At 74.0% G+C, this 13,857-nt stretch carries 10 protein-coding genes and 1 tRNA gene; 7 read left to right on the top strand and 4 right to left on the bottom strand.

Features of this window, described 5'->3' with window-relative positions:
* Positions 1-115: 115 nt before the first annotated feature.
* Positions 116-1,609 (top strand): RNA-guided endonuclease InsQ/TnpB family protein, encoded by a 1,494-nt coding sequence (locus QOZ88_RS20910; protein ID WP_305999899.1) that lies wholly within the window; start codon positions 116-118, stop codon positions 1,607-1,609.
* On the opposite strand, the gene QOZ88_RS20905 is transcribed toward QOZ88_RS20910, so the two are convergent.
* Positions 1,606-3,810 (bottom strand): putative bifunctional diguanylate cyclase/phosphodiesterase, encoded by a 2,205-nt coding sequence (locus QOZ88_RS20905; protein WP_306001623.1) that lies wholly within the window; start codon positions 3,808-3,810, stop codon positions 1,606-1,608. The two genes, QOZ88_RS20910 and QOZ88_RS20905, sit on opposite strands and share 4 nt — an antisense overlap.
* A gap of 138 nt (positions 3,811-3,948) precedes the next feature.
* Between QOZ88_RS20905 and QOZ88_RS20900 the strand changes: the two genes are divergently transcribed.
* Positions 3,949-5,298: an aminotransferase class V-fold PLP-dependent enzyme gene (locus QOZ88_RS20900; RefSeq protein WP_306001622.1), complete on the top strand. Its 1,350-nt coding sequence runs from the start codon at positions 3,949-3,951 to the stop codon at positions 5,296-5,298.
* 188 nt (positions 5,299-5,486) lie between these two features.
* On the opposite strand, the gene QOZ88_RS20895 is transcribed toward QOZ88_RS20900, so the two are convergent.
* The 3 genes from QOZ88_RS20895 to QOZ88_RS20885 all read right to left on the bottom strand — a co-directional run bounded on the left by QOZ88_RS20895 (position 5,487) and on the right by QOZ88_RS20885 (position 7,045).
* A tRNA-Arg gene (locus QOZ88_RS20895) sits at positions 5,487-5,558 on the bottom strand.
* Between the two features lie 70 nt (positions 5,559-5,628).
* Positions 5,629-6,291, bottom strand: coding sequence for a DUF305 domain-containing protein (locus QOZ88_RS20890; protein WP_306001621.1), 663 nt, complete (start codon positions 6,289-6,291; stop codon positions 5,629-5,631).
* Between the two features lie 31 nt (positions 6,292-6,322).
* Positions 6,323-7,045, bottom strand: coding sequence for a DUF3105 domain-containing protein (locus QOZ88_RS20885; protein ID WP_306001620.1), 723 nt, complete (start codon positions 7,043-7,045; stop codon positions 6,323-6,325).
* A 157-nt stretch (positions 7,046-7,202) separates the two neighbouring features.
* On the opposite strand from QOZ88_RS20885, the gene argS reads away from it, so the two are divergent.
* The 5 genes from argS to thrB are packed head-to-tail and all read left to right on the top strand — an operon-like array spanning position 7,203 to position 13,672.
* A complete protein-coding gene (argS, locus tag QOZ88_RS20880; RefSeq protein WP_306001619.1) occupies positions 7,203-8,864 on the top strand; it encodes an arginine--tRNA ligase in 1,662 nt (553 codons plus the stop codon).
* Positions 8,861-10,354, top strand: coding sequence for a diaminopimelate decarboxylase (gene lysA / locus QOZ88_RS20875; RefSeq protein WP_306001618.1), 1,494 nt, complete (start codon positions 8,861-8,863; stop codon positions 10,352-10,354). The genes argS and lysA overlap by 4 nt, the downstream gene beginning before the upstream one ends.
* Positions 10,351-11,655: a homoserine dehydrogenase gene (locus tag QOZ88_RS20870; protein WP_306001617.1), complete on the top strand. Its 1,305-nt coding sequence runs from the start codon at positions 10,351-10,353 to the stop codon at positions 11,653-11,655. Before lysA ends, QOZ88_RS20870 begins: the two co-directional genes overlap by 4 nt.
* On the top strand, positions 11,652-12,725 hold the full coding sequence (gene thrC / locus QOZ88_RS20865) for a threonine synthase (RefSeq protein ID WP_306001616.1): 1,074 nt from the start codon (positions 11,652-11,654) through the stop codon (positions 12,723-12,725). The genes QOZ88_RS20870 and thrC overlap by 4 nt, the downstream gene beginning before the upstream one ends.
* Positions 12,722-13,672 (top strand): homoserine kinase, encoded by a 951-nt coding sequence (gene thrB, locus QOZ88_RS20860; RefSeq protein ID WP_306001615.1) that lies wholly within the window; start codon positions 12,722-12,724, stop codon positions 13,670-13,672. Before thrC ends, thrB begins: the two co-directional genes overlap by 4 nt.
* Positions 13,673-13,857: the final 185 nt, after the last annotated feature.

The raw sequence follows: 13,857 nt of genomic DNA, 5'->3' as shown, positions 1-13,857 counted from the left end.
GGCTAGTGCTGCGGCCTCGAAGGTTTGCCCTGTTGGGTGGTCGCCTGTTTCTGTCGGTGGGGTCGGGCAGGGTGTGGATGTGCCTCGTCATCGGGATCGGTCCGCGGCGCCGGTGGTGCACCGCACCGCCCGGGTGGAGCTGCGGGTGACCGGCGGCCAGCGGCAGCGGCTGTTCGGTCTGCTGCGCTCGGGCGGGGATGTGTGGGCGGCGGTGTTGGAGCTCAACGGCTGGCGTCGCCGGCGCGGTGACCGGCCGTTGGCCGGTTATCAGGAGCTGTGCCGGGAGCTGGCCGCGGCCGGTGAGGGAACGTTCGGCGAGCTGTCCAGCGTGGGGGCGCGGTCGGTGCTGCGCGGCTACTCCGATGCGTGGATCAGCGCCGCCCGTCGCCGCCGGGCCGGTGAGGCGTCGGTTCGGTTTCCGCGGCGGCGGCGCGGGCTGGTGCCGGTGCGCTTCTACGCCGGCACCTTCACCATCGAAACCGATAGCGGGCGACCGCGGGTGCGGCTACCGGTGGCCCGCGGTCGCCCGCCGTTGTGGGTGCGGCTGGCCCGCCCGCTTCCTTACCCGGCCGAACGGGTGCGCTCGGTGCGGCTGGTACACCAAGGTCGGTGGTTGTTCCTCGACGTCACCGTTGAGGTACCCGTCGCGACCTATCCGCCCGGCGCCGGCCCCGATCCCGCCCGGATCGCCGGAGTGGACCTGGGCATCATCCATCCCTTCGCCGTCCTGGCCTCACGCGGCGCCGACGGGAAGCGGGATGCCGGGCTGCTGGTGTCGGGGCGGGCGCTGCGCGCCGAGCACCGACTGCATCTGGCCGAAGGCAAGGCCCGCGCCCGCGCCACCGCCGCCCGCGCCCCCCGACCGGGCCAGCGCGGCTCCCGGCGGTGGCGCCGCTACCGGGCCCGCGGCCGCCGGCTGGAGGGCCGGCACCGGCGCCGGCTGACCCAGGCCCGCCACGAGGCCGCGACCGAGGTCGTGCGCTGGGCTGTGGCGCGGCGGATCGGCACCCTGGCCGTCGGCGACCCGCGCGGCCTGCTGGCCCGCGATGCCGGGCGGCGCCAGAACAAGGCCGTCCGCGACTGGGCCGTCGGCGACCTGCTGCACAAACTGGCCGACAAGGCCGAGGCCGCCGGGATCGCCGTGCACCCGGTCGACGAGCGCGGCACCTCCTCCACCTGCCCCGTCTGCACCCGCCGCGTCGCCAAGCCGCGCGGCCGGGTCTTCCGTTGTCCGCACCCCGGGTGCGGCTTCACCGGGCACCGCGACCTGGTCGGTGCCGCCAACATCGCCGCCCGCGCCCCGGCTCCGGTCGGGACCGCGAGCGGTGGCTCCCTCGTCACCGGATCGCCGCCGGTGACCACGCACCGTCGAGCCGGCCGGCACCTGCCCGGTGCCGGCCGGTCCCGGCGTGATCCCCGCCGCGGACTCCTCAGCCGGCCCCCGGGCCGGTCGACCTCCACCCATCCGGTGGCCCGTGGCGGCGGATCCACCTGGCCCGCCGTGGCCCGCCCCGAGAACCAGCCCGGTTCCGGGAAGTCGCTCGCCGGCACCCGCCGCGAGGATCAGGCACCGCCCCACCGGGGCAAACCCTGCCTGACACGGCACTAGGCGTGGCCGCGTGTCGTGGCTCCCCGGACCGGGTCGACCCCACCTGGTGGAGCCGCGGTGGCTGCCCGGGGAGCCGGTGCGGGACGAAGCGCGGCTCCGGGGCTGCCCGACCGGCGGCGCTCTGCGGCGGGCGAGGCGTGCTGCGGAGGACCGGGCCGTCCCAGGTGGTAGCCCTGCCCGTACTGCACGCCGAGCTGCTCCAGGGCGGCGAGCTCGTCGGCCGTCTCGATGCCCTCGGCCACGAGGACGAGGTCCAGGATCTGCCCGAGTGCGACGATCGCACCGATGACCGCCCGATCCTCGGAACAGGTCGCGATGCCGTGGACGAAGGACTTGTCGATCTTCAGGACGTCGATGGGGAAGCGTCGCAGGTAGCTCAGCGACGAGTACCCCGTGCCGAAGTCGTCGAGGGCGAGCCGGATCCCGAGAGCCTTGAGCGCCTCGAGCTTCTGCGTCGTGCCGGCCGTGTCCTCGGCGAACAGCGACTCGGTGATCTCCAGGGTGAGGCGGTCCGGCGCGAGGCCGGAGGCGCGCAGCGCCTCCGTGACGTCGTCGACCAGGTCGGGGTGCTGGAACTGGCGCACCGAGACGTTGACGCTCATCCGCGGTCCCCGGCCGTCGGGCTGCTGCCAGGCCGCGGCCTGGCGCGTGGCCTCCCGGAGGATCCAGCGGCCGATCGGGACGATGAGGCCGCTGTCCTCGGCGAGGGTGATGAACTGCACCGGCGGCACCATTCCGCGCGTCGGGTGCTCCCAGCGCACCAGCGCCTCGTAGCCGCTGATCCGGCGGGGGGCCAGGTCGACGATCGGCTGGTAGTGCAGCACCAGCTCCTGCCGCTCCAGGGCCTGGTACAGGTCTGCCTGCAGGCGCTCGCGGTCGAGGTGATCGGCGTGGTGGCTGGGCTGGAACACCTCGCAGCGGCCCTTGCCGCTGGTCTTGGCCACGTACATGGCGATGTCTGCCGCGCGGAGCAGACCGATGCCGCTGGCGCCGGCGGTGGTGGTCGTGGCCAGGCCGATGCTGAGGCCGGCCCGGACCATGCGGTCGACGATGAGCACCGGTTCGCGGAGTGCGGCGAGGATGCGCTCGGCCACGCGCGGAGCCATCTCACCGCTCTGCGGGCCGCCGAGCAGGACGGCGAACTCGTCGCCGGCCAGGCGGGCGAGCGTGTCGCCCGGACGCAGGCAGGCGCCGATCCGCTGGGCCACCACCTCGAGAAGTGCGTCGCCGCCGTCGTGGCCGAGCGTGTCGTTGACCGTCTTGAGGTTGTCGAGGTCCAGGAACAGCACCGCGGCCGGGGTACCGGTCTCGTGCTCGAGCTCCTCGGCGGCGCGCAGGCGCTCCATGAACAGGGCCCGGTTGGGCAGGCCGGTCAGCGGGTCGTAGAACGCCTGGGTCCGCAGCTGCTCCTCGAGCTCCCTGCGGTCGCTGACATCCCGGGTGGTGAGCACGACACCGGTGACGGCGGGGTCGTCCAGGAGGTCGTTGACCACGGTCTCCGTCCACCGCCAGGAGCCGTTGCGGTGCCGCATCCGGACGGCGGGGCTGGATGTCGGGGACGGGCCACGGACGACCGAGGCCAGCTGGTCGCGGAAGGTCCGTGCGTCCTCGGGGTGCACGAGTTCGTGGATGTCGGTGCCGATGAGCGTCCCGGGCGGGTAGCCGAGCACCCAGCCGACCGACGGCGTCTGGTAGGTGACCGTGCCGGCGGGGTCGACGACGGTGATGACGTCGGAGGCGTTGCGCACGAGTGAGCGGAAGTGCTCCCCCGCCTCGAGTGCGTCGAGCAGGCTGTTGAATGCCTGGGCGGTCTCCCCGAGCTGGTCGTCGGAGTCCACGCGGATGCGCTGGGAGGTCGACTGGGTCCAGTCGCCGGTGCGGCTGGCCTGCGAGATCCCCTGGGCGACCGACCGCAGGTGGCTGCTGAGCACGGCGAGCCGGCCGCCGACGAGGCACCGGCACAGCGTGTAGCTGAGGGCGCCGACGAGGAAGCCGGCCCCCAGGCACGCCGCCTTGAAGACCGGGCGCTCGGCGTACTGGGCGGGCACGCCCAGCCCGGTCGCGAACGGTGGGAAGACCAGCCCGACCGCGATGCCGAGACCGACCATCCAGACCGCCAGGTCCCAGAAGACCCGTGATGTCAGCCGCAGTCCCCGTCGCCGGCGACGGCCGTTGCCGACCTCGATGCGCGTTCCGCTCATGCTCAGTCACTCGACAACCGGTACCGGCGCTTGAGGCTGCTGCCCGTAGATCCCTCGGACGGGTCAGTGCATCGGGCAGCGTTGCGCGCGCCCGCTTGAGAAATGCGGCCGGCGGCCGATGGGACAAGCATGCAACCGGTGCGTGATACGACCCTGAGCCGGCTCGTCGGCGACGACGTCCGGGTCCCGACGGTCGGTGGGGGGCTGTCCCGCTACGTCGACCTGGACGCCGCCGCGACCAGCTCCGCATCCGTCCGGGTGGTGCAGGCCGTGCAGGACCTCCTGCCCTGGTACTCCAGCGTGCACCGCGGGGCGGGGGCGAAGTCCCGGTGCACCAGCGCCCGCTACGAGGACGCGCGGGAGACGGTGCTGGACTTCGTCGGGGCCGACCGGCGCTCGCACGGCGCGGTGTTCACGCGGAACACCACCGAGGCGCTGAACGCGCTGGCCTTCCGGTTGCGCCTGGCGCCGGACGACGTGGTCGTGACCACGGCCGCCGAGCACCACGCCAACCTGCTGCCCTGGCGCCGCCACGCGCGGTTGCGGGTCGTCGACGTCGACGCCGGTGGGACCTTCTCCACGGAGCAGGTCGTCGCCGAACTCGACCGGCAGCCCGCGCCGCGCGTCCTGGCAGTCACCGGGGCCTCGAACGTCACCGGCTGGTTGCCCGACCTGGCTGCGATCACGGCCGCGGCACGGGAGAGAGGTGTCTTCGTCGTCGTCGACGCTGCCCAGCTGGCGCCGCACCGGCCCATCGACATGGCGGCTCTCGGGGTGGACGCCCTCGCCTTGTCCGGGCACAAGATGTACGCACCGTTCGGTACCGGGGCGCTCATCGCCCCCCGGACGGTCCTCGACCGCGGTGAGCCGATGCTCGTCGGTGGCGGCGCGGTGAAGGCCGTCTCGTTCGACGACGTCGTCTGGGCCGATGGGCCCGACCGCGACGAAGCCGGGTCGCCGAACGTCCTGGGTGCCGTCGCACTGGCCACGGCCGCCGAGGAGCTGCGGAGCGGCTGGGCCGGCCTGCTGACCCACGAGCAGGCCCTGGTCGATGCGCTGGACGCCGAGCTGAGCAGCGTCCCGGGGCTCCGTCGCTACGGACCCGCCTCCGGGGACCGGCTGCCGGTGGCGGCCTTCAACCTCGACGGCGTCCCGCACGGGCTGCTGGCTGCCCGGCTGTCGGCCGAGTACGGGATCGGCGTGCGCAGTGGCTGCTTCTGCGCCCATCCCTACATGGCCCGGCTGCTTGGTCTGACCGAGGAAGAGGTGAACCGCTTCCACCAGGACGCCCGCGCCGGGCGCCGTCAGGTGCCCGGCGCCGTGCGCGCCAGTGCCAACCGGGCCACCTCGATCGACGAGGTCGTGGCGCTCGGGGATGCCCTCCGTGCCATCGCCGCGACCCCCGAGCAGGGGCGTCGCTACGGCCTGGACGAGCACGGGGACCACGTGCTGCCCGGGGTCCGCGTCCACGTGCCCACGGGAGCGTGATCGCCGGCGCCGTCGTCCGCCTGCCGATGGGCAGACCTGTGCGAGCCCGAGCCCGTCGTCCCTCACCGACCGGATCGGTGGCCGACGTCCGATCGACGTGACCGGCACCGGCGCCGCTCGGGCGGGCCGTTCCGGGCTCCGGCCCCTCGCCGGTCAGCCTGTGCCGCGGAGGCTGCATGTCCGCTCTGTGCCCCCGGCAGGATTCGAACCTGCGCACCCGCCTCCGGAGGGCGGTGCTCTATCCCCTGAGCTACGGGGGCTCGGTGGTGGGGCAGGGAAGAAACTACCAGCCCACCATCGCGGCCCGGGACGCGGCTCCCGGGCCGCGGGTCACGGCTCCGGGAGGGGGGTGGCCCCCCGGGCGGCGAGCATGTCGGTCATCGTCCCGGTCTCCGCGCCCTGCGACTCCACGATGGACTCGGCGAGGTCGCGCACGGCCCGCTCCTCCGCGTGCTCCGCGGCGTAGGTTGCCATGTCGAAACCACCCTGGTGGTGCCGGATCATCAGTTGCAAAAACTCGACGTCGAAGGCGCGGCCGGACAGGCTGCGCAGCTGGGCCAGCTCCTCCTCGGTGGCCATGCCGGGCATGGGCACGCCGGTGTCCATGGCCATGTCGTGCCCGCCGTGCCCCGCGCCCCCGGGCATCCAGGCCATGGTTTCCCCGCCGGTCGGCGGGATGCCCCACAGCGCCAGCCAGCCCTGCATCCGCCCCGCCTGGTTCATCTGGGTCTCGGAGATGTCGAAGGCCAGCGACTCGACCTCGGGATCCTCGCTGCGCTCGGCGACGAGGTTGGCCATCTCCACGCCCTGCAGGTGATGGCGGGACATGTCCCGGGCGAACCCGGCGTCGACCGAGTCGGCCGCGGGGTCGGCGTCCCGGCCGATGCCGAGTGCGACGGCGAGCCCTCCGCCGAGGAGGAGCAAGCCGACGCCGATGACGGCGAGCAGGACGATGCGCAGAGGGCTGCGGGTGGTGCTGGCGGGGTCGGTCACGTGGTCACCTCCGGGGCGCCGTCGGTACCGGTCAGGGGGCGGTGGGAGCGCCGGCGTCGTCGCTCTCCAGGGCCGGGTCGGCGAGGAAGTCCGGCCGCTCGCAGGTGGCGCCGGGCTCCGGGAACTCACCGGCCTTGTAGGTCATCAGGTCGGCGAACTGCTTGATCCGCTCGTCGTCGGCGCTGTCCACCTTCAGCTGCTCGCCCCACGACTGGACGCTGATCGGGGAGTCCTGACCCTCGTACGGCGAGAGCATCCGGCCGGAGACACCGTCCACGAGCCCGGCCAGCGTCTCGACGTCGGCGCCGGAGACCTCGTCCGGGTCGTAGGTGATCCACACGGCGCCGTGCTCGAGGCTGTGCACCGCGTTCTCGTGCCGGATGTCCACGTCGTAGACGGTGCCGGTGCAGTCGGCCCAGACGTAGTCGTGCACGCCGCCGACCGGTGGGCTCTGCTCGTAGTCGATCGGATCATAGGTGTGCTCACCGGCCTCGTACTCGTAGGTCTCGGCGCCGGCGATCTCGTCGATCGAGTCCACCCGCAGGGCGTCGGCCTCCTGGACCTGAGCGACGGCGTAGTAGATGACGGCCGCGGCGAAGACGACGACGGCGATCGCGGCGGCGATCAGCCCCCAGGGCCGCTGCTGCGCCACGACCTGCGTCGGCGGTCGGGTGCGGCCCCCTGCGCGCCCGCCGGACCGGGTGGCCCCACCACCGGTGGCTCGGCTCTTGTCGGGCGTGCGGTCCTTGGCCAAGGCCTCTCCTCGTTCACGGGGCGCGTCCGCGCCGATGCGGTGGGGACCGGGCGGACCCCGGCTCACCGGGCGCGAGTCTAGGTCGGCCGCCTGTACGTCAGCTGGGAGCCGGGCGGGGGCGGCGGGGCGCCGCCGGTGCCATCAGTACGCTCGCCGGGTGACACCGGAGCAGCTCCAGGACGTCGTCCGCACCGCCGTGGCCGCGGTCGTCGGGCGAGGTGTGCTGCCCGTCGACGTACCCGCCGAGGTCGTCGTCGAGCGGCCGAAGAATCCCGAGCACGGCGACTACGCCACCAACGTCGCCCTGCGCCTGGCCAAGCCGGCGGGCCGGCCGCCGCGCGAGGTGGCCGCGCTGCTCGCCGAGGAGCTGCGCGCCCACCCGGGCGTCGCGGCCGTCGACATCGCCGGCCCCGGCTTCCTCAACATCACCCTCGCGCAGGGCGCGCTCGGCAGGATCGCCGTCGACGCCGTGACGGCGGGGGAGGCCTACGGGTGCACGGGCACCCTGGCCGGGCAGAAGCTCAACCTGGAGTTCGTCTCGGCCAACCCGACCGGACCGGTGCACATCGGCGGCACGCGCTGGGCCGCCGTCGGCGACGCGATCGCCCGCCTGCTCCAGGCCAGCGGGGCGGACGTCACCCGCGAGTACTACCTGAACGACGCCGGGGCCCAGATCGACCGGTTCGCCCGGAGCCTGCTCGCGGCGGCGCACGGCCGCGAGGTGCCCGAGGACGGCTACGCGGGCAGCTACATCGGCGACATCGCCACCCAGGTCGTGGCCGCCGAGCCCGGCCTGCTGGACCGGTCCGAGGCCGACCAGCTGCCGGTCTTCCGCGCCCGGGGCGTGGAGCTCATGGTCGCCGAGATCCGCAGCACGATGGAGGCGTTCGGCGTCCACTTCGACGTCTGGTTCTCCGAGACGTCGCTGCACCGGGCCGGTGCCCTGGAGAAGGCCGTGGCCCGGCTCCGCGAGCAGGGGCACGTCTACGACTCCGAGGGCGCGGTGTGGCTGCGCACCACGACCTTCGGCGACGACAAGGACCGGGTGCTGGTCAAGGCCGACGGCGAGCCCACCTACTTCGCGGCCGACTGCGCCTACTACCTGGACAAGCGCGAGCGCGGTTTCGACAAGGTCGTGATCATGCTGGGCGCCGACCACTCGGGCTACGTCGGCCGGTACAAGGCGCTGGTGGCCGCGGCCGGTGACGACCCCGCCGTCCACCTCCAGATCCTGCTCGGCCAGCTCGTCAACCTGCTCCGCGACGGCGAGCCGGTGCGCATGAGCAAGCGCGCCGGCACCGTGGTCAACCTGGAGGACCTGGTCGACGCGATCGGCGCCGACGCCTCCCGGTACGCCCTGGCCCGGGCCTCGGTCGACCAGCAGATCGACATCGACATCGACCTGTGGACCAGGAAGACCAACGACAACCCGGTCTTCTACGTGCAGTACGCGCACGCCCGCATCTCGTCGGTGCTGCGCAACGCCGCCGACCTCGGGATCGTGCTGGGCGAGGCGGGCGACGTCGACGTCACCGCGCTGGTGCACGAGCGGGAGAACGACCTGCTCCGTGCGCTCGGGGAGTTCCCGCGGGTGCTCACCTCGGCCGCCGAGCTGCGCGCTCCGCACCGGGTGGCGCGCTACCTGGAGGAGCTCGCCGGCACCTACCACCGCTTCTACGACGCCTGCCGGGTGCTGCCCCGCGGCGACGAGGAGACCACGCCGCTCACCACCGCCCGGCTCTGGCTCTGCGCCGCGACCGCGGTGGTGCTCCGCAATGGGCTCGGCGTCCTCGGTGTGACCGCGCCGGAGCGGATGTGAGGGCGCACCCCGCGGGGCCGCTGCACGGCACCATCACCCCGCCCACGGCCGCCGGCGCCCCGCCCGAGGAGCTCGGTGCGCTGGACCCGCACGTCTGGCCGCGCTCGGCCACCCGCGTCGACGGCGAGCTGCACCTGGGCGGCCGGGCGGTCACCGATCTGGCCCGCGCGCACGGCACCCCGCTCTTCGTGCTGGACGAGGAGGACTTCCGCGGCCGCGCCGCGGAGTTCGCCGCGGCCTTCGACGACGCCGACGTGCACTACGCGTCCAAGGCGTTCCTCTGCGGCCAGGTGGCCCGGTGGATCGCCGACGACGGCCTGCACCTGGACGCCTGCAGCGGCAACGAGCTGGCGCTGGCCCTGGCGGCCGGGTTCCCCGCGGAGCGGATCGCGCTGCACGGCAACAACAAGTCGCTGGTCGAGCTGCAGCTGGCCGTCGACTCGGGCATCGGCCACGTCGTCCTCGACTCCTTCGACGAGATCGAGCGGCTGGTCCCGATGGCCGAGAAGCGGGTCGCCGACGGCGGGGCGCCGGTGCCGGTGCTCATCCGTGCGACCGTCGGCATCGAGGCGCACACCCACGAGTTCATCGCCACGGCGCACGAGGACCAGAAGTTCGGCTTCTCCCTGGCCACCGGTGACGCGCTCACCGCCGCGGTGCGGGTCATCCGCGAACCCGCGCTCCGGCTGGCCGGCCTGCACAGCCACATCGGCTCGCAGATCTTCGACACCGCCGGCTTCGAGGCCGCGGCGCACCGGGTGGTCGGGCTCCTCGGGCAGGTGCACCAGGCCACCGGTGAGGTCCTGTCCGAGCTGAACCTCGGCGGCGGCTTCGGCATCGCCTACCTGCCCGAGGACGACCCGGTGAGCCCGGCGGACGTCGCGACGCGGCTGCGGGCCGTCGTCGCCGCCGAGTGCGCCCAGCTGGGCCTGCCGGTGCCGCGGCTCGCGGTCGAGCCCGGCCGCGCCATCGCCGGGCCGGGCACGGTCACGCTGTACGAGATCGGCACGATCAAGCCGGTGCGGCTGGGCGCGAGCGGTTCCCCGGGCGCGCCGCAGGTGCGCAACTACGTGTCGGTCGACGGCGGGATGAGCGACAACATCCGCACCGCCCTCTACGACGCCGCCTACACCTGCGTGCTGGCCAACCGCGTCTCCGAGGCCCCGCCCGCCCTGTGCCGGGTCGTCGGGAAGCACTGCGAGAGCGGCGACATCCTGGTCCGCGACCTCTGGCTGCCCTCGGACGTCCAGCCCGGCGATCTGCTCGCCGTCGCCGCCACCGGGGCGTACTGCTGGTCGATGGCGAACAACTACAACTACCTGCTCAAGCCCCCGGTGGTCGCCGTCCGGGACGGCGCTGCCAGGGAGATCGTGCGACGTCAGACGCTGACGGACGTGTTCGCCCTCGACGCGGTCCTCGCCGACCGCCCCGCCCCCTCGCCGGCCCTCGACCAGCCGGCGCCCGAGCACCCCGCGGGAGCGACTTCGTGAACCGACCCCTCAAGGTGGCGCTGCTCGGCTGCGGCACCGTCGGCAGCGCGGTGCTGCGCGCGCTGCAGGAGCAGGCCGACGACCTCGGCGCCCGCGTCGGCCGCGCCGTGGAGGTGGCGGGCGTCGCCGTCCGCCGCCCGGCGCACCACCCCGACGTGCCCGCGGACCTGCTGACCACCGATGCCCACGGGCTGGTCACGAGGGATGACGTCGACCTCGTCGTCGAGGTCATCGGCGGCATCGAGCCGGCGCGCTCGCTGATGCTCGCCGCCTTCGAGGCCGGCAAGTCGGTGGTCAGCGCCAACAAGGCACTGCTCGCCGAGGACGGCGTCGCTCTGCACGCCGCGGCGGCGAAGGCCGGCGTCGACCTCTACTACGAGGCGGCCGTCGCCGGGGCGATCCCGATCCTGCGCCCGCTCCGCGAGTCGCTGGTCGGCGACCAGCTGTCCCGCATCGTGGGCATCGTCAACGGGACCACGAACTACATCCTGTCGCGGATGGCCGAGACCGGTGCCGGCTTCGGCGAGGCCCTGGCCGAGGCCACCGAGCTCGGCTACGCCGAGGCCGATCCGACCGCCGACGTCGACGGCTTCGACGCCGCCGCGAAGGCCGCGATCCTCGCGTCCCTGGCGTTCCACACGCCGGTCTCGGCCGCCGACGTGCACCGCGAGGGCATCTCGACGGTGACCGCCACCGACGTGGCCCGGGCTGCGGAGATCGGCTGCACGGTCAAGCTGCTGGCCATCTGCGAGCGCGTGGCGAACGGTTCCCCCACCCACCCCGGCGACTCGGTCGCCGTGCGGGTGCACCCGGCGATGATCCCGACCACCCATCCGCTGGCGTCGGTCGGCGGCGCGTTCAACGCCGTCTTCGTCGAGGCCGAGGCCGCCGGGCAGCTGATGTTCTACGGGCAGGGCGCCGGGGGAGAGCCCACCGCGAGCGCGGTGCTGGGGGACCTGGTGGCGGTCGCCCGCAACCGGCTGGCCGGGGCCGCCGGGCAGGGGCCCTCGGGCTACGCCGACCTCGCCGTCCGGCCCATGGCCGAGACGCCGACGCGGTACCACGTGAGCCTCGACGTCGCCGACAAGCCGGGTGTGCTCGCTGCGGTCGCGCAGGAGTTCGCGCAGCACGGCGTCAGCATCTCCACCGTCCGACAGACCGGCCGCGGCGACGCCGCCACGCTGGTCATCGTCACCCACAGCGCCCCGGACGCGGCGCTGTCGGCCACCATTGCCGCACTGCGGGAGATGGCCGCGGTCCGGGGGGTCACCAGCGTGCTGCGCGTGGAGGGTCTGCAATGACGGTCTCGTCGGTCGTGTCCCCGGGCTGGCCCGGCCTCATCGAGGCCTACCGGTCCCGCCTGCCGGTGTCGGACACCACCCCGGTGGTCACGCTGCAGGAGGGCGCCACCCCGCTGGTGCCCGCCCGCGAGCTCTCCCGGCGGACCGGCTGCGAGGTCTACCTCAAGGTCGAGGGCGCCAACCCGACCGGCTCCTTCAAGGACCGGGGCATGACGATGGCCATCACCAAGGCCCTCGAGGAGGGCGCGCAGGCGGTCATCTGCGCCTCCACCGGCAACACCAGCGCGAGCGCGGCCGCCTACGCCGCCCGCGCCGGCATGACCTGCGCCGTCCTCGTGCCGCAGGGCAAGATCGCGATGGGCAAGCTGGCCCAGGCGCTGGTGCACGGGGCCAAGCTGCTGCAGGTCGACGGCAACTTCGACGACTGCCTCGCCCTGGCCAGCAAGCTGGCGATCGACTACCCGGTCAGCCTGGTCAACAGCGTCAACCAGTTCCGCATCGAGGGGCAGAAGACCGCCTCGTTCGAGATCGTCGACGTGCTCGGCGACGCCCCGGACGTCCACTGCCTGCCGGTGGGCAACGCGGGCAACATCACCGCCTACTGGCAGGGCTACCGCGAGTACGCCGCCGACGGCACCGCCTCGCGGACGCCGCGGATGTTCGGCTTCCAGGCCGCCGGTGCGGCCCCGATCGTGAACGGGCAGGTGGTGGAGAACCCGAGCACGATCGCCACCGCGATCCGCATCGGCAACCCCGCGTCCTGGACCAAGGCTCTCGCCGCCCGTGACGAGTCCGGTGGGCGCATCGACGCCGTCACCGACCGCGCGATCCTCTCGGCCTACCGGCTGCTGGCCCGCAGCGAGGCCGTCTTCGTCGAGCCGGCCTCGGCCGCCTCGGTCGCCGGCCTGCTGCAGGTCGCCGATGCCGGCGAGCTCGAGCCCGGCCAGCGGATCGTCTGCACCGTCACCGGCAACGGGCTCAAGGACCCGGAGTGGGCCATCTCCGGGGCGCCGGCCCCCGTCACGGTGGCGGTCGACGCCGCCGCGGCCGCGGCCCAGCTCGGCCTGTGACCGGGGTCGTCCGGGTCCGGGTCCCCGCCACGAGCGCCAACCTCGGACCCGCCTTCGACTGCGCCGGGCTCGCGCTGGCGTGCCACGACGTCCTCGAGTTCTCGCTGATCGAACGCGGGTCGACGAAGATCGTCGTGCGCGGCGAGGGCGCCGGCACGCTGGCCGGGGACGAGTCGCACCTGGTGGCACGGGCCTTCCGCGCCGGGTGCGCAGAGCTGGGGTGGGATGCGCCGGGCCTGCGGATCGAGGCGGACAACGGGATCCCCCAGGGGCGCGGAATGGGGTCCTCCGCGGCCGCGGTGGTCGCCGGGTTGCTCGCCGCGTGGTCGCTGTGCCCGGACGTCGACGCGATCGACGGCGATGCGGTCCTGCGCCTGGCCGACGCCCTGGAAGGGCACCCCGACAACGTCGCGCCGTGCCTCCTCGGCGGAGCCACGCTGTCGTGGTCGACGGCCGGCGGCGCCCGGGCCGACCGGCTGGACGTGTCCGACGAGCTGCTCGCCGTCGTGCTCGTCCCGGAGGGCGTGCTGCCCACCCACGTGGCCCGCACCCTGCTGCCGGAGTCGGTGCCCCACGGCGATGCCGCCTTCAACGCCGGTCGCGCCGCCCTCCTCGTGCATGCGCTGACCCGTGAGCCCGGGCTCCTCCTGGAGGCCACCGAGGACAGGCTGCACCAGCGGCAGCGGGCCGCGGCGATGCCCGGGTCGCTGGCGCTGATCGACCGGCTTCGCGACGCCGGCCACGCCGCCGTCGTCTCCGGAGCCGGTCCGAGCGTCCTCGTGCTGACGCGACGGCATCCGGACGACCCGCCCGGCGATCCCGCCGCCGCGGTGCGGGTCAGGGAGGTCGGTGCCCTCGTGCCGGCCGGCTGGCGCATGCTCCCGCTCCCCATCGACCCAGCCGGCGCCCGGGTCGACCGCCCGGTGCGCCAGGTATCGTCTCGGTAACGGGGAACACGCCGAGATCATCCGGTGTTGTCCTGCCCGTGCGCCGCGACTAGGCTCACGGCGTAGCCGCCCACTCGGGCGAGCCTCGCGCGGGGCCGAAGCAGATGTCCGAACCTCTTCGCCGCTGATCCGCCTCGCACCTCTCGACCTGTCTCCTGACGCGCACCCGCCCTCCGGGCCGGTCC

Source organism: Blastococcus carthaginiensis (genome assembly GCF_030731085.1).
Lineage (GTDB): Bacteria > Actinomycetota > Actinomycetes > Mycobacteriales > Geodermatophilaceae > Blastococcus > Blastococcus carthaginiensis.
Note: the sequence above shows the minus strand (reverse complement) of the source record. Positions and strands in the feature narration are given on the sequence as shown.